We start from the raw sequence: 24,993 nt of genomic DNA on the forward strand, positions 1-24,993 counted from the left end.
TTACAAGAGCTTGGGAGGGGGGATGCCTCATGACGTCAGCCTGATTGCGTTGCTCGCGGCCGGTTTCGGTCTCGCGATGATCTTCGGTTACCTCGCGTCGCTGCTGAAGATGCCGCCGCTCGTCGGCTATCTGCTCGCCGGGATCGTGATCGGCCCCGGCACGCCCGGTTTCGTCGGCGACCTGTCGCTCGCGCAGCAGCTCGCCGAAGTCGGCGTGATGCTGCTGATGTTCGGCGTCGGCCTGCATTTTTCGCTCGGCGATCTCCTCGCCGTGCGCAAGATCGCGCTGCCGGGCGCGGTCGTGCAGATTACCGTCGCGACGCTGCTCGGCGGCGGGCTCGCGCTCACGTGGGGCTGGAGTCTCGGCGCGGCGCTCGTGTTCGGGCTCGCGCTGTCGGTCGCGAGTACCGTCGTGCTGCTGCGCGCGCTCGAGGGGCGCGGGCTCGTCGAGACGGTCAACGGGCGCATCGCGGTGGGCTGGCTGGTCGTCGAGGATCTCGTGATGGTGCTGGTGCTGGTGCTGCTGCCGCCGGTGGCGGGGCTGCTCGGCGGCACGCCGCCCGGCGACGTGCATGCGGCCGGCGGCAGCGTGTGGGGCACGCTCGGCGTCACGATGCTGAAGGTCGCCGCGTTCATCGCGCTGATGCTGGTGGTCGGCAAGCGCGTGTTTCCGCGCATTCTGTGGCTCGTCGCGCGCACCGGTTCGCGCGAATTGTTCACGCTTTGCATGATTGCCGCGGCGGTCGGCATCGCGTTCGGCGCGGCGAAGCTGTTCGACGTGTCGTTCGCGCTCGGCGCGTTCTTCGCCGGGATGATGATGCGCGAGTCGGAATTCAGCCGGCGCGCGGCCGACGAGACGCTGCCGCTGCGCGACGCGTTCTCGGTGCTGTTCTTCATCTCGGTCGGCATGCTGTTCGACCCGAAGGTACTGATCGACGAGCCGCTGCACGTGATCGAGGTCGCGGCCATCGTGCTGGTCGGCAAGACGCTCGCGGCCGTCGCGCTCGTGATCGCGTTCCGCTATCCGCTGAACACCGCGCTGACGGTCGGCGCCGGCCTCGCGCAGATCGGCGAATTCTCGTTCATCCTCGCGGGGCTCGGCCGTGCGCTCGGGCTGCTGTCGGCCGAGGGGCAGAGCCTGATTCTCGCGGTCGCGCTGATCTCGATCGCGATGAACACGCTGCTGTTCGCGATGATCGATCCGGCGCTCGCATGGATCCGCAAGCATTCGGCGTTCGCGCGCAAGCTCGAGGCGCGCGACGATCCGCTCGCCGCGCTGCCGATGTCGACGCCGCAGACGCATCTGACCGGGCAGGTCGTGATCGTCGGCTACGGCAAGGTCGGCACGCGGATCGCGCATGCGCTGGACGAGCGCGGGATCGCGTATGTCGTGGTCGAGCAGAATCGCGAGCTCGTCGAGAAGCTGCGCGCGGACGGCATCGCGGCCGTATCGGGCGACGCGATCGAGCCGATCGTGCTCGTGCAGGCGCATATCGCCCGCGCCGGGATGCTGGTCGTGACGCTGCCCGACGTGTTCGACGTGCGGCAGATCGTCGAGATCTCGCGCACGCTCAACCCGACGCTCGAGGTCGTGCTGTGCACGAACAGCGGCGACGAGGCCGCGCTGCTGTCGAGCGAGGGCATCGGCACCGTGTTCATGGGTGAGACCGAACTCGCACGCGGGATGACCGAGCACGTGCTCGGGCGGATGGTGAAGCCGGTCGCGGCCGCGCATTGACGGCGCGGGGCGTCGCGCCGCGTACCGGGCATGGGCGCGGCGGCCGGCCCTGTGCTTTTTCACGATCCGATCAGTAGAACGTCTCGGGCGTCAGTTCCTGCGCCGTCGCGCGCTTGCCGGCAAGTGGTTGTAGTCGGCCGAGCAAGCAAGGCCGCCCGCGGCGCGAAAAAATCGTAGGGGGGCGCGGCGGGAACGCTCAAATAACGCGGTGCGTTCCTGGCGAGTGGGATGCGGCGGGTCGATGCGGATACGGCATCGACCCGGCATCGTCAGCCTGCGGTAGCCACCTTCGCGGGCGCGGGCGTGCCGGATTGCGCGGCCGTCCTGAGCGAGGCCGACGGTTTCTGCGTGACGGTCGTCGTTGCCGCCGCCGCTTTCGGCGCCGCGACCGTCTTCTGCGGCGCGGCGGCCTTCGCCGGCGCATTCTTCTCCGGTTCGACCGGTGCATCGGGCGGCACGCCGAGCAACTGCAGCGAGCCGCTCGTGACCGACGCGAACACCGGGCCGGCCACCGTGCCGCCGTAGTAGCCCTTGCCGCGCGGCTCGTCGATCATCACCGCGACGATCAGGCGCGGGTCGCTCATCGGCGCCATCCCGGCGAACAGCGCGCGGTACTTGCCCTTCGCATAGCTCGCGCCGACCTGCTTGCGCGCGGTACCGGTCTTGCCGCCGATCCGGTAGCCGTCGACGCGCGCGCGGCGCCCCGTGCCGCCTTCGCCCACCGCCATCTCGAGCATCGAGCGGATCGCGGCGGCCGTTTGCGGCGACGTCACGCGGTGGCTGCGGTGCGCGTCGATCGTCTGCTGGTCGGTGCCGTTCTTCAGCAGCGACACCGGATGCAGCGTGCCGTCGCCCGCATAGGCGGTATAGGTCTGCGCGATCTGCAGCAGCGACATCGACAGCCCGTAGCCGTACGCCATCGTCGCCTGCTCGATCGGCCGCCAGCGCTTGTAGCCGCGCAGCCGGCCCGACGCGACGCCCGGGAACGTCAGTTCCGGCGCGCGGCCGATCCCGTACTCCTGGTATTTGTTCCAGATCGTTTCGGCGGGCAGGTTCAGCGCCAGTTTCGCGAGCGCGACGTTGCTCGACTTCTGCAGCGCCTGCGATACCGTCAGCGACCCGTGGTTCGACGTGTCGTGGATCACCGCCGGGCCGATCTTGTAGGTGCCCGGCGACGTGTTGATGATCGTGTTCGGCGTGACCTTGCGTTCGTCGATCGACAGCGCGACGACGAGCGGCTTGATCGTCGAGCCCGGTTCGAACGTGTCGATCACCGCGCGGTTGCGCAATTGCTGGCCGGTGAGGCGGGCGCGGTCGTTCGGGTCGAAGGTCGGATAGTTCGCGAGCGCGAGGATCTCGCCGTTCTGCGCGTCGAGCACGACGACGCTGCCGGCCAGCGCGTTGTTCTCGATCACGGCCGCCTTGAGCTGGCTGAATGCGAGCTGCTGGATGCGGCGGTCGATCGTCAGCTCGATCGTCGCGCCGTGCTGCGCGGGGACGAGCGGGCGCGTGTCCGACACGATGCGGCCGAGCCGGTCGCGGATCACCTCGCGCTGGCCGGACGTGCCCTGCAGGCGCGCATTCGCCGCGAGCTCGACACCTTCCTGGCCCCTGTCCTCGACGTTCGTGAAGCCGACCACGTGCGCGGCCGATTCGCCTTCCGGGTAGAAGCGCTTCGAATCGGCGATCTGCGTGATGCCGTCGATCGCGAGCTTGTCGAGCCGGCTGGCGGTGTCCGCGTCGACCTGCCGCTTGAGCAGCACGAACGTCTTGTCGTTGCCGAGCCGCCGCTTCACCTCGACGAGCGGCAAGTCGAGCAGCTTCGCGATCTGCGGGTAATCGGTGTCGGCGACCTGTTTCGGGTTTGCCCAGATTTCATAGGTCGACAGGCTGACCGCGAGCATCGCGCCGTTGCGGTCGACGATGCGCCCGCGCATCGCGTCGAGCTCGATCGTGCGCTGATAGCGCTTCTGGCCCTGGCCGACGTAGAAGTCCTGGTTCGCGACCTGCACCCAGAAAGCGCGCGCGATCAGCGCCGCGAACGCGAGGAACACGACGACCACGATCAGCCGCGAGCGCCACATCGGCAGGCGCGATGCGAGCATCGGATTCTTGGTCGCCGCTGCGTACGGATCGGCAGGGTGGGTCTTCTTTTTCACGCTCATGCAATGGCCGGGTCGGGCCGCCGGACGGCGGCGGGTCAGTCTGAATAATGCGATTGTAATAAATGAGTAAACACCGTGTGGGGAAAGTATGTTCCGGCCCCGCAAAAAGGCGCATGGTAGGCCATCAGGGAAAGGGTGAGAAAGGGCAGGAAAGGAGGGCGACGCAGGATTCCGCGGCGGGTGCGGATGATGAACACGGACGATCCATCGCATGCCGATCCGGCACACGGTTTCCGGCATGGCGCGATCGCGATCGTCCCGGCGCGCGATCAATTGCCCGTGCCTCGGTTATTTCTTTAATCCCGAAAATGAAAAGCGCCTCGAGCCGAGGCGCCATTCATGCTGAATATCGAAATTAATATTAGCGATACCGGAATAAACCCGAAAACCGCAGACGATTCACGCCAATAATATCTATCGGTCAACGGAAATAAATTCCCGGTATTCCGGCTGGGTCGTGCAGGTATCGACCGCCTGCAGCCGCCACGCGCCGTCGGGATGCTCGCCGGCGAGCACGGCGGGGCCCTGTTCGCGCCGCGTCGCATCGGACGACAGCCCCTTCAACTGACAGACGGCTTTGCCGCTGTCGGCCGCGCAGAGCGCCATCGCGCCCTCCACGTCGCGGACCTTGCCCCAGGTCGGAAGGTCGATGCCCTGATGTGCCTCGCGCGACCACAGTCCCTCGTCGGTATCGACCCACAATACCGCGAAGGAATGCCGGGTTGCCGATTCGTTGCCATTAATCCGAATGGTGAGGCGCATTGCATCGTCTCCTGAAAAAGAAACATTCGACCGTTTTGACTTGAACAGTCTAGATAGACTGGTGTGAAACGCAAGTGATAATCCGCAATAAATCGTATTGGGTCCATTTCGGTTTCAGATGAAACGACGTCCGACGATTCATGGTCGTTCCCGAGGCGTCAGCACACGCGGGCGATACCGGCGACAGCGGTGGATGCGGGACACGCGCGGCGATCCAGAGATGGGATGACAGGGCCGCCGGCCGCGTCGATCTGTCGCGCGCCGGCTACCGTCGAAACCGGGGCGGGCGACGTGATTCGGCACCGGTCGAATGCAGCCGGGCCGAACCTTTCAGCGTTTTGACGCGCCGGCCGGCGCGACACACTCCGACAATCGCGTACAAATCGGCACACTTTCACGAAACTTTCGGGACAGACTTGCATGCGGTCGGGCCCCACACTGGGAACTTCCCGATCCTGTGCCGCGGACGCCCGTCCGCGCCGGCTGCCGCCCCCTCGTGCCAGAGCGCGATCGACGCGATCGCAGGCCGCACGCCCGATCGGGAGCCGCCGGGGCGCGCGTCAGCCCCGGCCTGGCCGGTGAGCCGTGCGCCGCCCGCAACCGCGGGCACCGCGCCGCCCGGCCGACTCTTCGAAGGAGACTATCGTGCTGATCTGGAAAACCGCGTTGTCGCTGAACTGGCGGACGAGCCTCGTGTCGCCGGCCAGCGCACCGGTCGCGGCGGCGAACGTCGGACGGCTGGTGCTGACCGGCGCGACCGGCTTCATCGGCAGTACTGTGCTGACGGCGCTCGTCAATGCCGGGCTGCTCGAACGCATCGTCTGCGTCGTGCGCGCGCAGGATCGCGGCCACGCGGTCGCCCGGCTGCGTGAAGCCGCGCTGCGCGCGGGGCTCGCGCCGTACTGGGCGTCGCGCCTGACCGATGCGAACGTGATCGTCGGTGCGCTCGGCGACGTATGGCACGGCGCCGATGCGCCGCGCCTGGCCGGCGCGACGCACGTGATTCACTGCGCGGGCCATGCGTCGCCAGCCGACGGCGCGCACTTGCAGGCCGATATCGCCGATGCGGTGCGTTTCGCCGAACGCTTTGCGCGCGCGCCGCGCCTGCAGCGCTTCGTCTACGTCGGCACGGCCTACGCGCATGCCGGCCGTGGCGGGATCGTGCAGGAAGCGGCGGCATACGACGCGGGGAACGATGCCGCGCCGGGCGACGAAGGCCTGCCGGGCGCGGTGCTCGCGGCCGACTACCTGCACGCGAAGGCGGAAACGGAACAGCGCCTGCGCGCGCTCGGGCTGCCGCTCGTCGTCGTGCGGCCGTCGCATGTGGTCGGCCACACGGTGCTCGGGACGCGGCCCGGGCCGAATTCGTTCTGGATGTTCCGGCTCGCGCATGCGGCACGCCGCTTCACCGCGCGGCCGATGACGCGCATCGACATCGTGTCGGTGGACGACGTGGCGCGCGCGACGATGCTGCTGGCCGTCAAGCCGACGCTCGCGCACGACGTCTATCACGTGTCGGCCGGCGACGAGGCGCCGCAGGTCGCGCAGATCGTGCGCGCGATGGACGAGGCGGCGGGGATGACCGGGGCGCCGCGCTACGCGGCATGCGCGCCGGCCGAACTGCCGCTCGTCGTGCGCGACGTGCTCGGGCGCCCCGATCCGGCACTCGAGCGCGTGATCGGCCGGGCGTTGCAGCGCTGCGGGGAATTCGCGACGGTCGATCGCGTGTTCGACAATCGCCGCGTGCGCGACGAAATCGATTTCGAGCCGTTGCCGTTCATCGATTACGTCGAGGAGTGCATGCGCACGTCGCGCGGCGTGGCCGTGACCGAGCTGATGCGAGGCGCGATCCACTGACCGTCCACATCGCACCGGCGCCCGTTCACGCGCGTGGCGGGTGCGGGCGCCGTCTTTACGCGTGGCTGCCGAGCTCGATGAGCCGGTCGAGCGCGCGGTAGATGTCCTCGAGGCCGTCCTGGCCGAATCGCGATTCGAGCTGACGATATTGCTCGTCGATGCGCGGACCGATTTCCGTCACCAGTTTCCTGCTTTGCGGCGTCAGGCTGACCAGCAGCCGGCGCTGATCCTCCTGCGCGCGCGTGCGCGTGATCAGGCCGTCGCGCTCCATCCGCTCCAGCACGCCGGTCAGGCTCGGGCTCAGGATGCAGCAGCGTTTCGCGATCTGCCCGGCTTCGAGTGCCTGCGCCGGTTCGCCGTCGAGCACGCGGATGATCCGCCATTGCTGTTCGGTCAGCGAGAATTCCTTGAGAATGGGGCGAAACAGGCCCATCAGCGTTTCGCGGGCCTCGAGCAGCAGCATGGCCAGATTGCGATGGTCGAGCGTACGGTTCATCGGGGTGGGCAGAGGACGGGGACGCATCAATCTTAACAGCCGAAGCTGATGAATTTCGCGTATCAGGGTAATCGAGGTTGCCAGCGCCCGATTGTTTACTTAAGATGTTAAGTATTGACGATGCGCCGCGACGCGCGGCAGGGGAATGACGCATGGAGCTGTCTTGCACGACCGCCGCCGCGGCGCCGCCGTTGCCGGTGGCCATCGGTACCGTCTACGGCGCGCTGCTCAACGAGCGCGCGGCGCTCGCCGCGCTCGGCGATGCCGTGAACGCACCGCCTTACGGCCGCCCGCCGCAGGCGCCGATCCTGTACATCAAATCCGCCAACACGCATGCGGCCGACGGTGCCGCCGTTGTCGTGCCGGCCGGCGTCGACGCGCTGGAGATCGGCGCGTCGGTGGCCGTCGTGTTCGCCCGGCGCGCGACGCGCGTGACGGCCGCGCAGGCGCTCGACTACGTGCACGGCTTCACGCTCGCGAGCGACGTGTCGGTGCCGCATCCCGATTACTACCGTCCGGCCGTGCGCTTCAAGTGCCGTGACGGCTTCTGCCCGCTCGGCCCGGCGATCGTGCCGGCCGCCGCGCTCGCCGATGCCGACGCGATTGGCCTGACGGTGCGGATCGACGGCGAGGTGGCCGCGTCCGCATCGACCGCGACGCTGATTCGCCCGGTGCGCGAGCTGATCGCCGACGTGACGGCCTTCATGTCGTTCGACGCGGGCGATGTGCTGCTGCTCGGCGTCGCGGGCGGCGCACCGCGGGCCCGCGCAGGCAGCACGATCGAGATCGCCGCGGCCGGTATCGGCACGTTGCGGCATACGCTGATGGCAGAGGAGGCACGATGAAGACGGCGCGCGTGATCTACAACGGTGCACTGCATGCGGCCGAACCGGCCGGCGACGGCGTGATCCGCCTCGATACGGGGCGCGTGGTGGCCGAGGACGCGGTGGCGTGGCTGCCGCCCGTCGCGCCGCGCACGACGTTCGCGCTCGGCCTGAACTACGCCGACCATGCGAAGGAACTCGCGTTCAACGCGCCGAGCGAGCCGCTGATTTTCCTGAAGGGGCCGAACACGTTCGTCGGCCACCGGTCGCACACGGTGCGCCCGGCGGACGCCACGCACATGCACTACGAGTGCGAGCTGGCCGTCGTGATCGGCCGGCCCGCGCGCCGCGTGAGCCGCGCGCAGGCGATCGACTACGTGGCCGGCTATACGGTCGCGAACGACTACGCGATCCGCGACTATCTCGAGAACTACTACCGCCCGAACCTGCGCGTGAAGAACCGCGACACCTGCACGCCGCTCGGGCCGTGGTTCGTCAGCCGCGACGAGATCGGCGACGCGGGCGACCTGACGCTGCGCACGACGGTGAACGGCCGGGAGACGCAGCGCGGCAGCACGCGCGACATGGTTTTCGACGTGCCCGCGCTGATCGAGCACATCAGCAGCTTCATGACGCTCTCGCCGGGCGACCTGATCCTGACCGGCACGCCCGAGGGGCTGGCGGACACGCAGCCGGGCGACGAGGTCGTGACCGAAATCGAAGGGATCGGCCGGCTCGTGAACACGATCGTCGGCGAAGCAGACTACTATCGCGCCGGCTGAGGCCGTCGCCCGAGGAAGGAGAACACATGACCATCAAGCACTGGATCGACGGCCGCGAAGTGGAGAGCCGCGACACCTTCACGACGCAGAACCCGGCGACGGGGGAAGTCATCACCGACGTCGCGTCGGGCGGCGAGGCCGAGGTCGACGCGGCCGTGCGCGCGGCGAAGGAAGCGTTCCCGAAATGGGCGAACACGCCGGCGAAGGAGCGCGCGAAGCTGATGCGCAAGCTCGGCGAGCTGATCGAGAAGAACGTGCCGATGCTCGCGGCGCTGGAGACGCAGGATACCGGCCTGCCGATCGCACAGACGAGCAAGCAGCTGATTCCGCGCGCATCCGAGAACTTCAACTTCTTCGCGGAAGTGTGCGTGCAGATGAACGGTCGCACCTATCCGGTCGACGATCAGATGCTGAACTACACGCTGTACCAGCCGGTCGGCGTGTGCGCGCTGGTATCGCCGTGGAACGTGCCGTTCATGACGGCCACGTGGAAGACGGCGCCGTGCCTCGCGCTCGGCAACACGGCCGTGCTGAAGATGTCGGAGCTGTCGCCGCTGACGGCCGACCAGCTCGGCCGGCTCGCGCTCGAAGCCGGCATCCCGCCGGGCGTGCTGAACGTCGTGCAGGGTTACGGTGCGACGGCCGGCGACGCGCTCGTGCGGCATCCGGACGTGCGCGCGGTGTCGTTTACCGGCGGCACGGTCACCGGCAAGCGGATCATGGAGCGCGCGGGCCTCAAGAAGTATTCGATGGAGCTCGGCGGCAAGTCGCCGGTGCTGATCTTCGACGACGCCGATTTCGACCGCGCGCTCGACGCGTCGTTGTTCACGATCTTCTCGATCAACGGCGAACGCTGCACCGCGGGCTCGCGGATCTTCGTGCAGCGCACGATCTACGACCGCTTCGTGCAGGAATTCGCGCGCCGCGCGAACAACCTGGTGGTCGGCGATCCGGCCGATCCGGGCACGAATCTCGGCGCGATGATCACGCGCCAGCACTGGGAGAAGGTGACGGGCTATATCCGCATCGGCGAGCAGGAAGGCGCGCGCGTGGTCGCGGGCGGCGCGGACAAGCCGGCAGGCTTGCCCGACCATCTGCGCAACGGCAACTTCGTGCGGCCGACCGTGTTCGCCGACGTCGACAACCGGATGCGCATCGCGCAGGAAGAGATCTTCGGGCCGGTGGCGTGCATCATCCCGTTCGACGACGAAGACGAAGGGCTGCGGCTCGCGAACGACACGGCGTACGGCCTCGCGTCGTACCTCTGGACGCAGGACGTCGGCAAGGTGCATCGGCTCGCGCGCGGCATCGAGGCCGGGATGGTGTTCGTGAACAGCCAGAACGTGCGCGACCTGCGCCAGCCGTTCGGCGGCGTGAAGGAATCGGGTACCGGGCGCGAGGGTGGCGAGTACAGTTTCGAGGTGTTCGCGGAGATCAAGAACGTGTGCATCTCGATGGGTTCGCATCACGTTCCGCGCTGGGGTGTGTGACGGGCGCGGGTCGTGTCGCCGCAAGAACGAACGATTCCTTGGCCGGCACGCCGGCCAAGCATGGGGCCGGAGTAAGCGCTAAAGCGCTAACTCCGGCCGACCGCGAAGCATGGGACCGGAGTAACCGCTAAAGCGCTAACTCCGGCCGACAGGGAGACTTAACGATGGGCAAACTGTCCCTCGCCGCGAAGATCACGCACGTGCCGTCGATGTACCTGTCGGAAATACCCGGCAAGCATCACGGCTGCCGCGAAGCGGCGATCCGCGGCCACCAGCTGATCGGCGAACGCTGCCGCGCGCTCGGCGTCGACACGATCGTCGTGTCGGACGTGCACTGGCTCGTCAACGCGGGCTATCACGTGAACTGCAATGCGCGGTTCGCCGGCACCTATACGAGCAACGAGCTGCCGCATTTCATCCGCGACATGCAGTACGCGTATCCGGGCAACCCGGCGCTCGGCCGGCTGATCGCGGAAACGGCCACCGAGCGCGGCGTCGCGACGCGTGCGCACGAGATCGACAGCCTCGAGCTCGAATACGGCACGCTCGTGCCGATGCGCTACATGAACGGCGACCAGCACTTCAAGGTCGTGTCGATCGCCGGCTGGTGCATGTGGCATCAGCTCGACGAGAGCCGGCGCTTCGGCGAGGCGCTGCTCGAGGCGATCGAAAAGAGCGATTCGAACGTCGCGTTCCTCGCGAGCGGCTCGCTGTCGCACCGCTTCAACGACAACGGCAGCCCCGAGGAATCGATCCACCAGATCAGCCGCGAATTCTTCCGGCAGGTCGACCTGCGCGTGGTCGAACTGTGGAAGCAGGGCGATTTCAAGACCTTCTGCGCGATGCTGCCCGAGTACAACGTGCATTGCCACGGCGAAGGCGGCATGCACGACACGGCGATGCTGCTCGGGCTGCTCGGCTGGGATCGCTACGACCAGCCCGTCGAGATCGTCACCGACTATTTCGCGAGCTCGGGCACCGGGCAGATCAACGCGATCTTCCCGTTGCCCTGAGCGGTACTGCCCACCACGCCTTCGAATCCGACCGGAGACTTGCCATGCCACACATCGTCGTCGAATACACCGCGAACCTTCGCGACGACGCACGCATTCCCGCGCTGCTGCGCACGATCAACGCGACGCTGATCGCACAGGGCGGCGTGTTCCCGACCGGCGGCATCCGTTCGCGCGCGATCGAGCTGCACGACTATTGCGTCGCCGACGGCACCGAGGACGACGCGTTCGTCCACGTGACGCTGAAGATCGGCGCGGGGCGCAGCGATGCGCAGAAAAAAGCCGCGTGCGACGCGCTGTTCGACGCGATCAAGGCGCATTTCGCCGAGCTGTACGCGAAACGCTACCTCGCGCTGTCGATGGAACTGACCGAGTTCAGCGAAAGCGGCTCGTACAAGCACAACAACATTCACGCCCGCTACAAGCGGGCCGGCTGAACTCCATTCCCGATCCGACCATGCTCGAACCCGCCATCATCGACCAGCTCGCGCACCGTCTGCACGACGCCGAGCGCGCGCGCACGCAGATCCGCCAGATCTCGCTCGACCATCCCGACATCACGATCGACGACGCGTATGCGATCCAGCGCGCGTGGGTGACCCTCAAGCTCGCGGAAGGCCGCACGCTGAAGGGACACAAGATCGGCCTCACGTCGAAGGCGATGCAGAACACGTCGCAGATCGACGAGCCCGACTACGGCGCGCTGCTCGACGACATGTTCTTCGAAGACGGCGGCACGATCCCGACCGGCCGCTTCATCGTGCCGCGCGTCGAGGTCGAGCTCGCGTTCGTGCTCGGCAAGCGGCTCACCGGCCCGAACTGCACGATCTTCGACGTGTACGACGCGGTCGATTACGTCGTGCCGGCGCTCGAGATCATCGACGCGCGCAGCCAGTCGATCGACCCCGATACGAAGCGGCCGCGCAAGGTGTTCGACACGATCGCCGACAACGCGGCGAACGCGGGCGTCGTGATCGGCGGCCGGCCGGTGCGCCCGCAGGACGTCGATTTGCGCTGGGTCGCGGCGATCATGTCGCGCAACGGCGTGGTCGAGGAAACCGGCGTCGCGGCCGGCGTGCTGAACCATCCGGCGAACGGCGTCGCGTGGCTCGCCAATCGGCTGGCGCGCTTCGACGTCGCGCTGGAGCCGGGACAGATCGTGCTCGGCGGGTCGTTTACGCGGCCCTGCGCGGCGCGTTCGGGCGATACGTTCAGCGTCGACTACGGCCCGCTCGGGACGATCCAGTGCTATTTCGAGTGAGGTGAGCGAACGATGCAGATGCCGTCGAATGTCTTCAAGGCCGCGCTCGCACGCGGCGACGCGCAGGTCGGCCTGTGGCTCGGCCTCGCGAATCCGTACAGCGCCGAAGTGGTCGCGGGCGCCGGTTTCGACTGGCTGCTGATCGACGGCGAGCATGCGCCGAACACGGTGCCGACGATCCTCGCGCAGTTGCAGGCGATCGCGCCGTATCCGTCGCATCCGGTCGTGCGCGTGCCGTGGAACGATCCGGTGATCGTCAAGCAGGTGCTCGATCTCGGCGCGCAGACGCTGCTCGTGCCGATGGTGCAGAGCGCGGACGAAGCGCGTGCGGCGGTGGCCGCGACGCGTTACCCGCCGCACGGGATTCGCGGCGTCGGCAGTGCGCTCGCGCGCGCGTCGCGGTGGAATCGCGTCGGCGAGTACCTGCATCGCGCGAACGACGAGATGGCCGTGCTCGTGCAGGTCGAGACGCGCGCGGGGCTCGACGCGATCGATGCGATCGCGCGGGTCGACGGCGTGGACGGGGTATTCATCGGGCCGGCCGATCTCGCGGCCGATCTTGGGCATCTCGGCCATCCCGGGCACCCGGACGTGCAGGCCGCGATCGACGGGGCGATCCGCGCGATCAAGGCGGCCGGCAAGGCGCCAGGCATTCTGAGCGCGGATGAAGCGGCCGCGCGGCGCTATCTGGAAGCGGGGGCGTTGTTCGTCGCGGTCGGCGTCGATACGACGCTGCTGGCACGGAGCGCGGAGCGGCTCGCCGCGCAGTTCAAGGGGAACGGCGGCGACGCCGCGAAGAAGGGCGACGGCACGTATTGACGCAGCGGCGGGCGGTTTTCGTGTGCCGACCCGACCGCCGACCGCCGACGTTCGCCGTGCGGCTTCATGCACGCGCATGGCCGCACCTATCCCGGTGCTTGGTTTCCCGCTTCCATATACCGTCCCGGCGTCGTCCCCAGCGCGCGCCGGAACATGTCGATGAACGCGCTCACGTTGTCGTACCCGAGATCGAGCGCGATCGTCGTCACCGGCACGCCGTCGGCAATGCGCTCCAGCGCCCGCAGCAGCCGGGCCTGCTGACGCCACTGCGCGAACGTCAGCCCCGTCTCGGCGACGAAGCGGCGGCTCATCGTCCGTGCGCCGATGCCGGCCCAGTCGGCCCATTCCTCCAGCCGCCGGTCGTTCGCGAGATCCGCGGCCAGCGCATCGGTGATCTTCACGAGCCGCGGGTCCCGCGGCCGGACCAGCCCCAGCGCCTCGGCTTCCGACGCCGCGATTTCATCGAGGATCACGTCGGCGATCCGCGTCTGCGCGGCATCCAGCTCGGCATCGCCCCAGCTTGCCGCGCGCTGCACGGCTTCGCGGAGCAGCGGCGTCGTGCGGATCGCGCGCGGCGTCGCCGGCAGCGCCGCGCAACGGGCTTCGGCGACGAACGCCGACCAGCCGGCAATCGGCCCGAACGAGCGCAGCGAATGCCGGCAATGCGGCGGAATCCAGATCGCATGGATCGCGGGCACGACCCACTCCTGGTCGTCGAGGCCGATCGTCACGAGCCCGCTCAGCGCGCCGACGAGCTGGCCGCGCGCATGCGAATGCGGCGCGGTGATGCGCGGGTCGCGTTGCGACAGGACGGCGGCGACCACGAACGGGCCGTCGTCGGACGTGACGAAGCGGGCGGGCAGGAGCGGATCGGACATGGCCGGATATCGGTATCGAATGGCCGTTATACCGGAGATCGGCCGGCTTCGCACGCCTACACTGCGTTCCATCGATGACAACCGGAGTAAGACACGATGCGAGCCGAACAGATGCTTCCCGACCATGCCGACCGGGTCGATGCCGGCGGAACGACGATTCGCAAGGGGACCGTTGGCGCGTTTCTGGTCAATGCACGTGTGTTGACCGATCCGAACGCCGCGCCGGCGGAGAGGGCGCGCGCGGAGGCCGATGCGATCGATGCGTTGCCTGCACTGCGTGCGCTCGGCCTGTTCGACGTGCTGGAAGTACGCGATCCCGCACTGCGCGCGTGGCTCGATGCCCGGTAAAGACCAACCTTCCAGGATTGAAGGAACCACCATGAAAGCAGCAGTCGTGACGGGCGCCGGCGAGCGTCCGGTTCATATGGAATTCGACGCGCCGCACGTGATGCCGGGCCACCGCCTGATCGACGTGACGGCGTCCGCGCTGAGCCGCCTCGCGCAGGGGCGCGCGGCCGGCACGCATTACTCGTCGGACCGACGCTATCCGTTCGTCGTCGGTGTCGACGGCGTGGGGCGTCTCGACGACGGTCGGCGCGTCTACTTCTTCGGTGCCCCGGTGCCGTTCGGCGCGATGGCCGAACGCACGATCGTGCCCGATACGCAGTGCGTGCCGCTGCCGGACGCGCTCGACGATGTCACGGCCGCGGCGATCGCGATTCCGGGGATGTCGTCGTGGGCGGCGCTGACCGAACGCGCGCGGCTCGTCGCGGGCGAGACGGTGCTCGTCAACGGCGCAACGGGTACGTCGGGGCGGCTGGCCGTGCGGATCGCGAAGCATCTCGGCGCGGCGAAGGTGATCGCGACCGGCCGCAACGCGGCCGCGTTGCAGGCGTTGCTGAGTGCCGGCGCGGACGCCGTCGTGTCGCTGCAGCAGGACGACGCGCATCTGGCGCGGGCGCTCGAACCGCATTTCCGCTCGGGCGTGGATGTCGTGCTCGATTATGTGTGGGGGGCCAGCGCGCAGACGCTGCTGGTTGCCGGCGCGAAGGCGACACCCGACGGCCGGCGGCTGCGTTTCGTGCAGATCGGCTCGATCGGCGGCGCGGACGTCCTGCTGCCGGGCGCCGTGCTGCGGGCGACCGCGATCGAACTGATGGGCAGCGGATTGGGCAGCGTGTCGCTGCCGCGCTTGCTGGCGTCGGTGCGCGGCGTATTCGAAGCGGCCGGGCCGGCGGGCCTCACGATCGACACGCGCACGGTGCCGCTGTCGGACGTCGGTGAGCACTGGGGCGATACGAGCAGCCTCGTGCGTCCGGTGTTCACGATGCGTGCTGACTGAACGGGGCATCGCCACGCGGCGAACCGGATGCGGTGTGAGGAGCGAGTAGCGCAGCGGCGGTCGGTCGTTTGCCGTCATGCCGCCGCGCGTGGCGTGAGAGCCGGCGGGCAGCCGATCGCCCGCCGTCGCCCGCCATGTCAGGTTCAGAACCGCTGCTGAATCCCCGCCGTGACCCCGACCTGCGTGGTGCCGTACCCGTTGAAATCGCGCGACACGCCGACTTTCTGGTCGTGCTTCGCGATCGCGAACGCACCGGCCGCGTACAGCACCGTGCGCTTCGACAGCGCGTACTGCGCACGCACCGACACCAGCGTCGGATCGGCATCCGTGCCGCCCTTGATGTTCTGGTGATAGACGGCCGCGATCAGCGAGAACGTCGGCGTGAACTGGTACGACCCGCCGAGCCAAACCATGTCGCTCAACTGGTTCGCGGCCGTGGTGTGATACGTGCGCCGATAGTTGCGATAGCCGGCCATCGTTTTCAGGTTGCCGAAGTCGTAGCTCAGGCCCGCGTGGATGCCTTGAATGTAGTTGACGGTATCGGCCGGCGTGACGCTGTCGGCCGCGCCGTTCTGCCGGTCGAACGTGACGACCGCCGCGAACGGGCCGGTCTCGTAACCGACCGCGAAATCGTACTTGGAGCTGGTCTTCATGCTGCCCGGCACGTTGCCGAAACCGTACAGCGCGCCGAACTTGAAGCCGCTGAATTCGCCGTCGTAGCGCACCGCGTTCGACGAACGCGTGAACAGGCCGTCCTTGCGGCCGCCAGTCGCCATCGACGAGGTCGCCCACGAGTAGTTCTGCGCGTAACCCATCGGGTCGAACGGCAGCATGTAGTCGTAAGTGACGGTGAAGTTGCGGCCGAGCGACAGTTCGCCCCATTTGCCTTTCAGGCCGACCGTTGCGCGGCGCGCGAAGATCGAGTCCGGGCCGTCGTCGGACGCGCCGTTCGCGAGATCGATCCCGCTTTCGAGCCGGAACACGGCCTTCAACCCGCCGCCGAGATCCTCGACGCCGCGCAAGCCCCAGCGCGACGTGTTCTTGTTGCCCGACTTCAGCTTGAACGAATTGCCGCCATCCGGTGCCGCATGGTTCGCGTATTCGATGCCGGCGTCCATGATCCCGTATATCGTGACCGACGACTGCGCGTGCACGACCGGCGCGGCGATACAGGCTGCCGCGGCCGAGCCGGTGAGGACTACTGTTCGAATCGAACGTTCTGTGCGTGACTTCATCATTTGCTCCGAGAAACCCCGTCCTTCAGACGGGGAGGAAAGGAGCGCCGCTGTTTGACAACGGCATTCCACCGTTAAAATGGCCGGCATGATCCTTGTCTATCGCTACCGGGTGAAATCGCTCAACGGACTGCTTAACAAGCAGCGCCGCGCGGTGAACTACGTCTGGAACTTCTGCAACGACACGCAGAAGCACGCGCTCAAGTGGGACAAGAAGTGGCCGACCGGTTTCGACTTGAATGTGCTCACGACCGGCAGCAGCAAGGAACTCGGTATTCACTCCGGCACGATCAACGCGACGTGCGAGCAATACGCGAAGTCGCGCAGTCGGCACCGTCGCCCCTACCTGCGCTATCGCGGCAAGAAATCGCTGGGCTGGGTGCCGCTGAAGGGCCGAGACTTGAAGCGCGAAGGCGATGCGTTTCGCTTTGCCGGCCACACGTTTCGCGTGTTCAGCAGCCGACCGCTTCCCGAAGGCAAGATCAAGGACGGGACCAACTTTGCGCAAGATGCACGCGGCAACTGGTTTCTCAACATCGTGATCGAGATACCCGATGTTCAGGCCCGACCGATCCGTTCCTGTGTCGGCATCGATCTCGGCCTGAAAGACTTCGCCACACTTTCGACGGGCGAGAAACTGCCGAACGACCGATTCGGCCGACACGCGGCAGACAAGCTGGCGAAAGCGCAACGGGCGCGAAAGCACAAGCGGCATATCGCGAAGCTGCACGCCAAGGTGGCGAATGCCCGCGCCGACTTCCAGCACAAGCTCGCGCTCGATCTGGTGCGGCGCTTCGATTACATCGCGGTTGGCAACGTGTCGGCCGCAAAACTCGCCAGAACCAGGATGGCGAAGAGCGTCTACGACGCATCCTGGTCGTCCTTCCGAAACAAGCTCCGCTACAAAGCGATCGCGCACGGAGTCACGTTCGAGGAAGTCGACGAAAGCGGTTCTACCCAGTCCTGTTCGGCGTGCGGATCGAAAGACAGCACGACGCGGCCGAAAGGTATCGCGGGACTGCGAATAAGAGAGTGGGCCTGCAGTAGATGTGGTGTCGAGCATGATCGAGATACCAACGCTGCGTTGAACATTCTCCGATGCGGACGTGCATCGCCAGGTGTGGGAATCCTCTCCCTTTAGGGAGCGGAGGACGTCAATTTGACGGTGTCTCCTTGGTTGTTTTAGGCGGGTTGAAACAGAAAACGCGTACGCGGCGCGCCATCGGCGGACGCCATCAAGCGTCCGCCGATGCGAGCTGCAAAGGTCGAAAAGGGATGCGCGCTCGACTGCATGCGTGGCGGCACGCGAGCCGCCGCGATCGGGTCAGCCCGCTTTCGCGAACGCCCAGCAATCGTTGGTCGGGAATTCGATCCAGTGCTTGCCGGCCGCGCGCGGTACATGGCCGAACGCGCGCAGGCGCATCTCGCCGCAATGGAACAGGTATTCCCAGCGGTCACCGAGATACATCGACGTGACGAGGTCGGCCTGCAGCCGGTTCGCGCCCGGGCCGTCGGTAACCTGCACGCGTTCGAGACGGATCACGGCCTGTGCGTCCTGGCCTGGCGCGAGCGTGTCGCGGGCGACGGCGCGCAGCTCCCAGCCGTCGCCGGCGAGCGTCACGCATTCGCCGTCGATCGCGGCGACGCGCGCGTCGATCCGGTTGTTGCTGCCCATGAATTCGGCCGTGTACAGCGAGCGTGGCGCGCCGTACAGCTCGGCCGGCGTGCCTTCCTGCTCGATGCGGCCGTTGCGCAGCAGCAGGATGCGGTCGGACATCGCCATCGCTTCGGTCTGGTCGTGCGTCACGCACAGGGCCGACAGCCCGAGCGACACGATCAGCTCGCGCAGCCACGCGCGCGCTTCCTCGCGCAGCTTCGCGTCGAGGTTCGACAGCGGCTCGTCGAGCAGGATCACCGGCGGGTTGTAGACGAGCGCGCGCGCGATCGCGACACGCTGCTGCTGGCCGCCCGACAACTGATGCGGAAAGCGTTCGGCGAGATGGCCCAGGCCGAGCTGGTCGAGTGCGCTTTGCACGCGGCGCTTCTGTTCGGCAGGCGCTACCCGACGCAGCTTGAGCCCGTAGCCGACGTTGTCGGCGACGGTGCGGTGCGGCCACAGCGCGTACGACTGGAACACGAGGCCGAGCGAGCGCTGTTCGACCGGCAGGTCGACGCGTTGCGCGCCGTCGAAGAACACGCGGTCGTCGAGCTGGATGCGGCCGTCGGACGGCTGTTCGAGGCCCGCCACCGCGCGCAGCAGCGTGGTCTTGCCGCTGCCCGACGCGCCGAGCAGGCACACGACTTCGCCGGCCTTCAGTTCGAACGACACGCCCTTGAGGATCGGGTTGGCGCCGTAGCTGAGATGCAGATCGTCGACGATGAGCTTATCCATGAAGTTTCACTCCGAAGCGCAGGGCCACGCCGAGACCGGCGCCGACCATCGCGATGTTGATGACAGAGAGCGCGGCGACCTGGTCGACGGCGCCGGTCGCCCACAGCGACACGAGCAGCGCGCCGATCACTTCGGTGCCGGGCGACAGCAGATAGACGGCGGTCGAGTATTCGCGCTCGAAGATCATGAAGATCAGCAGCCACGCGGCGAGCAGGCCGAAGCGCACGAGCGGCAGCGTCACGTCGAGCGACACGCGGCTACGCGTCGCGCCGACGCTGCGGCCGGCTTCCTCGAGTTCGGGGCCGACCTGCAGCAGCGCGCTCTGGATCAGCCGCATCCCGTACGCGAGCCACACGACCGTGTACGCGATCCAGATGCTCCACATCGAGTTCTTCAGCTCGCGCAGGCCGGGCACGAACAGGAAGATCCACAGGAACGCGAGACCGGCGAGCAGGCCGGGCACCGCGCGCGGCAGCAGCACGAGATAGTCGAGCAGCCGGGTTGCCCAGTCGTTGCGGCGGTGGCCGGCGAACGCGACGAGCGAGTAGAAGCCGATCGCGAGCGCGCCGCCGATCACGCCGATGCCGAGCGTGTTGACGATCGCGCGCACCAGGTTGTCCTGCTCGAACAGCTCGACGAAGTTCGACAGCGTCAGCACTTCGGCGAGCGCGACGCCTTCGCCCCAGTTGGTCACGAACGCACGCAGCACGATGCCCGAGATCGGCACGATCACGGTCAGCATCAGCCACAGCGCGACGATCGCGAGCGCGATCCAGCGCCACACGCCGAGCGGCAGCACCGTCGAGCGGCCGGCCTTGCCCTTCACGGTGACGAAGCGGCTCGCGGTCTTCAGCAGGCGGCGCTGCAGCAGCACGAGCGGGAACGTGATCGCGACGATGCACACGGCGACCGCGGCCATCAGGTGATACGACGGCACGCCGAGCTTGTTGGTCAGCTTGTACAGGTAGGTCGCGAGCACGAGGTGGCCTTCCGGGTCGCCGAGCACGAGCGGCAGCCCGAACACCTCGAAGCCGAGGAAGAACACCAGCACGCCGGCGAACAGCAGCGCGGGCATCGTCATCGGCAGGCTCACGTCGAGCGCGACGCGGAACGGGCGGGCGCCCGTCACGCGGGCGGCTTCCTCGACGTCCGAGCCGAGGTTGCGCAGCGCGGCCGACGAATACAGGTACACGTGCGGCACGTGCGTGAGGCCGACGATCACCGTGATCGCGAAAATCGAATACACGTTCCAGGGCACATTCTGCACCCCGAACAGTTCCTTGAACCACACCGAGTAGAAGCCGACCGGGCCGGCCGCGACCACGTAGCCGAACGCGAGCACCATCGGCGACACGAACACGGGCGTGAGCAGCAGCGGTTCGAGCCAGCGGCGGCCGGGCAGGTCGGTGCGCACCATCAGGAACGCGAGGATGCCGCCGAGCGGGATCGAGATGAACAGCATCCCGCCGGCGATGATGAACGAGTTCTTCACGGCCGACCAGAAGTCGGGATCGGCGAAGATGAAGCGGAAACCTTCGATGCCGAGCGTCTTGTTCGCGTCGAAGAACGGCGCGGACAGCAGGCTCTGGAACAGGATGAAGCCGAGCGGCAGCGCGACCGCGACGGTCAGTACCGCGACGACGATCCAGCGCAGCATGCCGGCGAGCGGCTGCAGGCTGCTGACCGGCAGCGCGGGAATCGCATCGCGCGGGCCGGTGGCGGGCGGAACGGCCGGTGCCGTGCCGCGTGTGCTGGTTGAAAGCATGAGTTCGCCCCTGCGGCCATCCGGATGGCCGCCTCAAGGAAGTCGGTAAGGGGAAGGAGCCGCCCGCGCGACGTGCGGCGGGCGGCCCGGGGTCAGCGGCTCAGCGCATCAGCGCTTGATCGACTGCTGCCATTGCTTCAGGAAGGCAAGGCGCTTCGACTGGTCGAGATAGACCAGCAGGCCGGTGCCGATCTGGATCGGCTTCAGCGAATCGCCGAGTTCCTTCGTGAGGCTCGCGGCCGACGTTTCGCCGGTCACGTCCGCGCGGATCGCGTACAGGTTCGCCTGATTCGCGATCAGCGTCTGGCCGCGCTTCGACAGCAAGTAGTCGACCCACAGCTTCGCGGCGTTCGGGTTCTTCGCCTTCTTCGAGATCGTCGCCAGGCGGCTCACGACCTGCGTGTAGTCCTTCGGAAACACATAGCCGATCGACTTGTCCTTCTTCGCCTTTGCATAGGCATACGAACCGATGATGTTGTAGCCGATCAGGTTCTCGCCCGACGAGATGCGCTCCATCATCGCGCCCGTGCTCGACTGCAGCTTCGGGCCGGTCGCGCCGATCGCCTTCACGAGTTCCCACGTGACCTTCTCGTTCACGTGGGCGTCCTGGGTCAGGTAGTTGAAGCCGACGCCCGATTTCTCGATGTCGTAGGTCGTGACCTTGCCCTTGAACTTGTCGGCTTGCGTGGTGAGGAGCTTGATCAGGTCGGCGCGCGTCGTCGGCACTTCGTTCTCGGGGATCAGGCGCTTGTTGTAGACGATCGCGAGCGGCTCGAACGTCGTGCCGTACGCCTGCTTCTGGTATTGCGCCCATTGCGGCACGTTCGGGCTTTCGGGCGAATCGTAGGACGCCATCAGGCCGTCGTTGACGAGCTTGACCTGCAGGTCCATCGCCGAGCTCCACAGCACGTCGGCGCTGGTGCTGCTCGCCGCGTTCTCGCTGATGTAGCGGTTGTACAGCTCGGTGCTGTTCATGTCGTTGTACTCGACCTTCACGCCGTACAGGCTTTCGAAGTCCTTGATCAGCGGACGCACGAGGCCCGTGTCGGTCGTCGAGTAGACGATCAGCTTGCCTTCCTTCTTCGCGGCGTCGATCACGCCCTGGTAGTTCCCCGGGTAGCCGGCCGGAACCTGCGCGGCGGCGCCGCCGGCGGCAGTGCCCAGAACGACCGCCAGCGCGGCGGCGAGGTGCTTCGGTGCAAACGGCATGTCTTCCTCCAGTTACGCATAGTGTTGTTCGAGTGACGCGGATGTTAATTGCGAGGCACTTTCAGCCTGCTTTCATTCCGGTTCGCAATCGCGCCGTTCGTGTCATGGATTTCCCGAGGTCGAAGCGGCGGCCGCGGGTTTCGCGGCGCGCGGCAGGGCGTGAAAGGGAGCGCGTGCGGGCTACGCGGAGGTAGCCAGCAGTTGTCCGAGGAGGCGGCCGCCATGCCGCGCGTGCGCGGCCGTCAGCGCGGCATACCCGACGACGACGCCCGCTTCGCAGCGGGCGCTTCGACAGAAGCCGCGGATCGGCTGCAACTCGACGCCGGCCGCGCGGGCTTGCGCGACGCAGGCTGCATCGTCCATGCCGGGCGGCAGCCACAGCACGAAATGAAAGCCCGCGTGCTCGCCGGACACCGTGTACCGGCCGCCCGCATGCTTCGCCAACTGGTCGAGCACGATGTCGCGCCGCTGGCGGTACGCGTGGCGAGCGGCGCGCAGGTGCTTCGCGAAATCGCCGTGGCCGATGAAACGGGCCAGCGCGAGTTGCGGCGCGACGCCGACCGAGCGCGCGGTCGCGTGCCACACGGCGGACAGCGCCGGCCGCAGTTCCGCCGGCACGACCATGAAGCCGATACGCAACCCGGAAAACAGCGTCTTGTTGAACGACCCGCAGTAGATCACGCGGTCGCACGCATCGAGCGATTTCAGCGCGGGGAGCGGGGCGGTCTGGTAGCTGAATTCGCCGTCGTAGTCGTCCTCGATGATCCACGTGCGGTTGCGCTGCGCCCAGTCGAGCAGTTCGAGCCGGCGCGACACCGACATCGTGACGCCGAGCGGCGCCTGATGGGCCGGTGTCACATAGGCGGCGCGCGCATCGGGGTAGCGATCCAGCGATGCGGTGTCGATGCCTTCCCGATCGACCGGCACGTCGATCACGGTCGCGCCCGCGATCGTGAAGATCTGCCACGCCGACGCATAGCCGGGATCCTCCATCAGCACCGTCGCGCCGGGCGCGAGCAGCGTGCGTGCGACGAGGTCGATCGCGTTGCGGATGCCGGTCGTGATGACGATGTCGCCGGCTTCGCACGGGATGCCGCGATATTCCCGCAGGTACGCGGCGATTTCGACGCGCAGGCTTTCGACACCTTGTGCCGGCGTCGCGCCGAGATCGTCCGCGGTCGCGGCAAGCAGGCTGGCGCCGAGCGCCTTCTTCCATTGCTGCATCGGCAGCAGGCCGGGATCGGCGAGCCGTGCGACGAACGGGACGCCGGGACGCACGCCATGCTCGGGCTCGGCCGGGGCGGCCGGCGCCGGGGACGCGGTGGTGGCGTGGAGCGGGTTGTCGTCACGCGACCGCGCGGCCGCGCGCAGATAGCTGTCCGGCACCACCGCGCACACGCGCGTCCCGGATCCTTGCGTGCGGGCGATGTAGCCCTCGGCGCACAGGATGTCGTACGCCGCTTCGACGGTGCCGCGCGCGACGTCCCAGCGCGCGGCCAGCGTCCGGCTCGATGGCAGCGGGCTGTCGCCGGGCAGCAGGCGCTTCAGGATCGCGTCGCGAATCGTGTCGGCGATGCATTCCTGCTTCGACTGCGGGCTGCCGCCCGACAGCCCGGCCGGGCACGGCAGATCCAGCGGAATCGCGGCTTTGCCTCGCGGCATAGTGGTCCAGTCAATGATCGATTTAATGGTCCTTCAGCTTATATCACTTTCGCCTTAGATTGCTGTCGACCCCACCCATCCGACCCAAACGGACTGACTGCATGAAGACGCGTTCATTACCCCGATGGGGCTGGCTGTTCCTGTTGATGCTCGTGGTGTGCCTGCCGCGCGTCACGATCGATGCGTACCTGCCGTCGCTGCCCGCGATGGCGGACGCGCTGCACGGCACCGACGCGCAGTTGCAGCTCACGCTGACCCTGTACATGGTCGGCTATGCGCTGTCGATGCTGGTGTCGGGGCCGCTGTCCGACCGCTACGGCCGACGTCCGGTGCTGCTCGGCGGCCTGTGCCTGTACGTCGTCGCGAGTGTCGCCTGCGCAGGGTCGACCAGCATCCCGGCGCTGATCGCCGCGCGCGTGTTCCAGGCGCTGGGCGGCTGCAGCGGTACCGTGATCGGCCGCGTGATCGTGCGCGAGCGCTTTCCGGCCGCGACGCAGGCCACGATGCTCGGCCATATTTCGGCCGGCATGGCGCTGTCGCCGGTGGTCGCGCCGCTGGCCGGCAGCGCGATTGCCGAGTGGCTCGGCTGGCGCGGCGTGTTCGGCTGGCTGGCGGCGGGCGGGCTGGTCGCGACCGCGATGGTGCTGCGCTACCTGCCCGAGACCCGCGAGCGCGATGCGCGGCCGCCAGCCGGGGCCGGGCTGCTGCGGACCTACGCCGGCCTGCTGCGCGAGCGGCGGTTCCTGCGCTATTCGCTCGCCATCAGCTTTGCTTACTGCACGTACTATCCGTTCATCGCGGAATCGTCGACGCTGTTCCAGCGGCAAATCGGCGTGTCCGGGCCGGTCTATGCGGCGATCTTCGGCGTGACCGTGCTCGGCTACCTGATCGGGTCGAGTGCGTTCGCGCGGACCAGCGCGCGCTGGACAGCCGATTCGGTCATCGCGGCGGCCGCGGCCGTCAATCTGGCCGGCGCCGCCGTGCTGTGGATCGGCGGCGCGATCGCCCCGACTTCGGTGACGGCCCTCGTCGCGCCGATGTTCGTCGTGATGATCGCGGTCGGGATCGCGATTCCGGCCTGCCAGTTCGCGGTGATGCAGCCGTACACGAAGATCGCCGGCACGGCGTCGGGGCTGTTCTTCTTTATCCAGATGGCGATCACGGCCGCGTGCGGCGGCGTGCTGGCGTGGCTGTCGGACGGCACCGCGCACCCGATGATCGTCGTCACGGTCGGCGCGAGCGTCGCGTTCGTCGCGGTGGTGGCCGGTTTTCGCGAGCGGCGCGTGACCGGCGATGCGCGCAT

21 protein-coding genes and 1 pseudogene are annotated in these 24,993 nt (G+C 67.6%); 13 read left to right on the forward strand and 9 right to left on the reverse strand.

Annotation, left to right across the window (positions count from 1 at the left end; all coding sequences use genetic code 11):
- Window positions 1-22 precede the first annotated feature (22 nt).
- Window positions 23-1,738: a cation:proton antiporter gene (locus HWW87_RS28515; protein WP_175823100.1), complete on the forward strand. Its 1,716-nt coding sequence runs from the start codon at window positions 23-25 to the stop codon at window positions 1,736-1,738.
- Window positions 1,739-2,007: 269 nt separating this feature from the next.
- On the opposite strand, the gene HWW87_RS28520 is transcribed toward HWW87_RS28515, so the two are convergent.
- Window positions 2,008-3,903, reverse strand: a complete 1,896-nt coding sequence (locus HWW87_RS28520; RefSeq protein WP_175823101.1) for a penicillin-binding protein 2 — start codon at window positions 3,901-3,903, stop codon at window positions 2,008-2,010.
- A gap of 414 nt (window positions 3,904-4,317) precedes the next feature.
- The gene (locus HWW87_RS28525; protein WP_175823102.1) at window positions 4,318-4,665 is read right to left on the reverse strand and encodes a DUF3564 family protein; all 348 of its coding nucleotides are present in this window, start codon (window positions 4,663-4,665) and stop codon (window positions 4,318-4,320) included.
- Between the two features lie 645 nt (window positions 4,666-5,310).
- Here HWW87_RS28525 and HWW87_RS28530 point away from each other — a divergent pair.
- Window positions 5,311-6,522 (forward strand): SDR family oxidoreductase, encoded by a 1,212-nt coding sequence (locus HWW87_RS28530; protein WP_175823103.1) that lies wholly within the window; start codon window positions 5,311-5,313, stop codon window positions 6,520-6,522.
- A 55-nt stretch (window positions 6,523-6,577) separates the two neighbouring features.
- On the opposite strand, the gene hpaR is transcribed toward HWW87_RS28530, so the two are convergent.
- Window positions 6,578-7,018, reverse strand: coding sequence for a homoprotocatechuate degradation operon regulator HpaR (hpaR, locus tag HWW87_RS28535; RefSeq protein ID WP_006490704.1), 441 nt, complete (start codon window positions 7,016-7,018; stop codon window positions 6,578-6,580).
- A 152-nt stretch (window positions 7,019-7,170) separates the two neighbouring features.
- Between hpaR and HWW87_RS28540 the strand changes: the two genes are divergently transcribed.
- The 7 genes from HWW87_RS28540 to hpaI all read left to right on the forward strand — a co-directional run bounded on the left by HWW87_RS28540 (window position 7,171) and on the right by hpaI (window position 13,207).
- A complete protein-coding gene (locus HWW87_RS28540) occupies window positions 7,171-7,863 on the forward strand; it encodes a fumarylacetoacetate hydrolase family protein (protein WP_175823104.1) in 693 nt (230 codons plus the stop codon).
- The gene (locus HWW87_RS28545; protein WP_175823105.1) at window positions 7,860-8,624 is read left to right on the forward strand and encodes a fumarylacetoacetate hydrolase family protein; all 765 of its coding nucleotides are present in this window, start codon (window positions 7,860-7,862) and stop codon (window positions 8,622-8,624) included. Before HWW87_RS28540 ends, HWW87_RS28545 begins: the two co-directional genes overlap by 4 nt.
- A 26-nt stretch (window positions 8,625-8,650) precedes the next feature.
- A complete protein-coding gene (gene hpaE, locus HWW87_RS28550; RefSeq protein ID WP_175823106.1) occupies window positions 8,651-10,114 on the forward strand; it encodes a 5-carboxymethyl-2-hydroxymuconate semialdehyde dehydrogenase in 1,464 nt (487 codons plus the stop codon).
- Window positions 10,115-10,278: 164 nt separating this feature from the next.
- Window positions 10,279-11,127: a 3,4-dihydroxyphenylacetate 2,3-dioxygenase gene (hpaD, locus tag HWW87_RS28555; RefSeq protein WP_175823107.1), complete on the forward strand. Its 849-nt coding sequence runs from the start codon at window positions 10,279-10,281 to the stop codon at window positions 11,125-11,127.
- A gap of 44 nt (window positions 11,128-11,171) precedes the next feature.
- Window positions 11,172-11,564, forward strand: coding sequence for a 5-carboxymethyl-2-hydroxymuconate Delta-isomerase (locus HWW87_RS28560; protein ID WP_175823108.1), 393 nt, complete (start codon window positions 11,172-11,174; stop codon window positions 11,562-11,564).
- A gap of 20 nt (window positions 11,565-11,584) precedes the next feature.
- Window positions 11,585-12,388 carry a 2-oxo-hept-4-ene-1,7-dioate hydratase gene (hpaH, locus tag HWW87_RS28565; protein ID WP_174428989.1) on the forward strand — a complete coding sequence of 268 codons (804 nt, stop codon included), beginning with the start codon at window positions 11,585-11,587 and terminating at the stop codon, window positions 12,386-12,388.
- 12 nt (window positions 12,389-12,400) lie between these two features.
- A complete protein-coding gene (hpaI, locus tag HWW87_RS28570) occupies window positions 12,401-13,207 on the forward strand; it encodes a 4-hydroxy-2-oxoheptanedioate aldolase (protein WP_175823109.1) in 807 nt (268 codons plus the stop codon).
- An 86-nt stretch (window positions 13,208-13,293) separates the two neighbouring features.
- Here hpaI and HWW87_RS28575 read toward each other — a convergent pair whose 3' ends face one another.
- Complete coding sequence (locus HWW87_RS28575) at window positions 13,294-14,085, reverse strand: helix-turn-helix transcriptional regulator (protein ID WP_175823110.1); 792 nt, start codon at window positions 14,083-14,085, stop codon at window positions 13,294-13,296.
- A gap of 96 nt (window positions 14,086-14,181) precedes the next feature.
- Here HWW87_RS28575 and HWW87_RS28580 point away from each other — a divergent pair, with 96 nt between their 5' ends.
- Together HWW87_RS28580 and HWW87_RS28585 are read left to right on the forward strand one after the other, a co-directional pair.
- Window positions 14,182-14,433 (forward strand): hypothetical protein, encoded by a 252-nt coding sequence (locus HWW87_RS28580; protein ID WP_034204951.1) that lies wholly within the window; start codon window positions 14,182-14,184, stop codon window positions 14,431-14,433.
- 31 nt (window positions 14,434-14,464) lie between these two features.
- Complete coding sequence (locus HWW87_RS28585) at window positions 14,465-15,427, forward strand: zinc-binding alcohol dehydrogenase family protein (RefSeq protein WP_175823111.1); 963 nt, start codon at window positions 14,465-14,467, stop codon at window positions 15,425-15,427.
- A gap of 143 nt (window positions 15,428-15,570) precedes the next feature.
- Here HWW87_RS28585 and HWW87_RS28590 read toward each other — a convergent pair whose 3' ends face one another.
- Window positions 15,571-16,665 carry a porin gene (locus tag HWW87_RS28590; RefSeq protein WP_347879305.1) on the reverse strand — a complete coding sequence of 365 codons (1,095 nt, stop codon included), beginning with the start codon at window positions 16,663-16,665 and terminating at the stop codon, window positions 15,571-15,573.
- An 85-nt stretch (window positions 16,666-16,750) separates the two neighbouring features.
- Here HWW87_RS28590 and HWW87_RS28595 point away from each other — a divergent pair, with 85 nt between their 5' ends.
- On the forward strand, window positions 16,751-17,803 hold the full coding sequence (locus HWW87_RS28595) for an RNA-guided endonuclease TnpB family protein (RefSeq protein ID WP_175823113.1): 1,053 nt from the start codon (window positions 16,751-16,753) through the stop codon (window positions 17,801-17,803).
- 183 nt (window positions 17,804-17,986) lie between these two features.
- Here HWW87_RS28595 and HWW87_RS28600 read toward each other — a convergent pair whose 3' ends face one another.
- The 4 genes from HWW87_RS28600 to HWW87_RS28615 all read right to left on the reverse strand — a co-directional run bounded on the left by HWW87_RS28600 (window position 17,987) and on the right by HWW87_RS28615 (window position 23,690).
- Complete coding sequence (locus HWW87_RS28600) at window positions 17,987-19,054, reverse strand: ABC transporter ATP-binding protein (protein WP_175823114.1); 1,068 nt, start codon at window positions 19,052-19,054, stop codon at window positions 17,987-17,989.
- A complete protein-coding gene (locus tag HWW87_RS28605) occupies window positions 19,047-20,819 on the reverse strand; it encodes an iron ABC transporter permease (protein WP_175823115.1) in 1,773 nt (590 codons plus the stop codon). The genes HWW87_RS28600 and HWW87_RS28605 overlap by 8 nt, the downstream gene beginning before the upstream one ends.
- A gap of 108 nt (window positions 20,820-20,927) precedes the next feature.
- Window positions 20,928-22,028: an ABC transporter substrate-binding protein gene (locus HWW87_RS28610; protein WP_175823116.1), complete on the reverse strand. Its 1,101-nt coding sequence runs from the start codon at window positions 22,026-22,028 to the stop codon at window positions 20,928-20,930.
- 180 nt (window positions 22,029-22,208) lie between these two features.
- On the reverse strand, window positions 22,209-23,690 hold the full coding sequence (locus tag HWW87_RS28615) for a PLP-dependent aminotransferase family protein (RefSeq protein ID WP_175823117.1): 1,482 nt from the start codon (window positions 23,688-23,690) through the stop codon (window positions 22,209-22,211).
- A gap of 101 nt (window positions 23,691-23,791) precedes the next feature.
- Between HWW87_RS28615 and HWW87_RS28620 the strand changes: the two are divergent.
- Window positions 23,792-24,952, forward strand: a pseudogene (locus HWW87_RS28620) (multidrug effflux MFS transporter); the annotation flags it as partial.
- Window positions 24,953-24,993: the final 41 nt, after the last annotated feature.

This window comes from Burkholderia sp. BCC0419 (genome assembly GCF_902830285.1).
Taxonomy (GTDB): domain Bacteria; phylum Pseudomonadota; class Gammaproteobacteria; order Burkholderiales; family Burkholderiaceae; genus Burkholderia.

Bases quoted from the DNA above. Each gene is read 5' to 3' on its own strand.
- hpaE (WP_175823106.1), top strand. From the start codon at position 8,651: ATGACCATCAAGCACTGGATCGACGGCCGCGAAGTGGAGAGCCGCGAC.
- hpaH (WP_174428989.1), top strand. From the start codon at position 11,585: ATGCTCGAACCCGCCATCATCGACCAGCTCGCGCACCGTCTGCACGAC.
- HWW87_RS28605 (WP_175823115.1), bottom strand. From the start codon at position 20,819: ATGCTTTCAACCAGCACACGCGGCACGGCACCGGCCGTTCCGCCCGCC.
- hpaD (WP_175823107.1), top strand. From the start codon at position 10,279: ATGGGCAAACTGTCCCTCGCCGCGAAGATCACGCACGTGCCGTCGATG.
- HWW87_RS28515 (WP_175823100.1), top strand. From the start codon at position 23: ATGCCTCATGACGTCAGCCTGATTGCGTTGCTCGCGGCCGGTTTCGGT.
- HWW87_RS28580 (WP_034204951.1), top strand. From the start codon at position 14,182: ATGCGAGCCGAACAGATGCTTCCCGACCATGCCGACCGGGTCGATGCC.
- HWW87_RS28610 (WP_175823116.1), bottom strand. From the start codon at position 22,028: ATGCCGTTTGCACCGAAGCACCTCGCCGCCGCGCTGGCGGTCGTTCTG.
- HWW87_RS28545 (WP_175823105.1), top strand. From the start codon at position 7,860: ATGAAGACGGCGCGCGTGATCTACAACGGTGCACTGCATGCGGCCGAA.
- HWW87_RS28520 (WP_175823101.1), bottom strand. From the start codon at position 3,903: ATGAGCGTGAAAAAGAAGACCCACCCTGCCGATCCGTACGCAGCGGCG.
- HWW87_RS28600 (WP_175823114.1), bottom strand. From the start codon at position 19,054: ATGGATAAGCTCATCGTCGACGATCTGCATCTCAGCTACGGCGCCAAC.
- HWW87_RS28525 (WP_175823102.1), bottom strand. From the start codon at position 4,665: ATGCGCCTCACCATTCGGATTAATGGCAACGAATCGGCAACCCGGCAT.
- hpaI (WP_175823109.1), top strand. From the start codon at position 12,401: ATGCAGATGCCGTCGAATGTCTTCAAGGCCGCGCTCGCACGCGGCGAC.
- HWW87_RS28560 (WP_175823108.1), top strand. From the start codon at position 11,172: ATGCCACACATCGTCGTCGAATACACCGCGAACCTTCGCGACGACGCA.
- HWW87_RS28575 (WP_175823110.1), bottom strand. From the start codon at position 14,085: ATGTCCGATCCGCTCCTGCCCGCCCGCTTCGTCACGTCCGACGACGGC.
- HWW87_RS28595 (WP_175823113.1), top strand. From the start codon at position 16,751: ATGATCCTTGTCTATCGCTACCGGGTGAAATCGCTCAACGGACTGCTT.
- HWW87_RS28615 (WP_175823117.1), bottom strand. From the start codon at position 23,690: ATGCCGCGAGGCAAAGCCGCGATTCCGCTGGATCTGCCGTGCCCGGCC.
- HWW87_RS28540 (WP_175823104.1), top strand. From the start codon at position 7,171: ATGGAGCTGTCTTGCACGACCGCCGCCGCGGCGCCGCCGTTGCCGGTG.
- HWW87_RS28590 (WP_347879305.1), bottom strand. From the start codon at position 16,665: ATGATGAAGTCACGCACAGAACGTTCGATTCGAACAGTAGTCCTCACC.
- HWW87_RS28585 (WP_175823111.1), top strand. From the start codon at position 14,465: ATGAAAGCAGCAGTCGTGACGGGCGCCGGCGAGCGTCCGGTTCATATG.
- hpaR (WP_006490704.1), bottom strand. From the start codon at position 7,018: ATGAACCGTACGCTCGACCATCGCAATCTGGCCATGCTGCTGCTCGAG.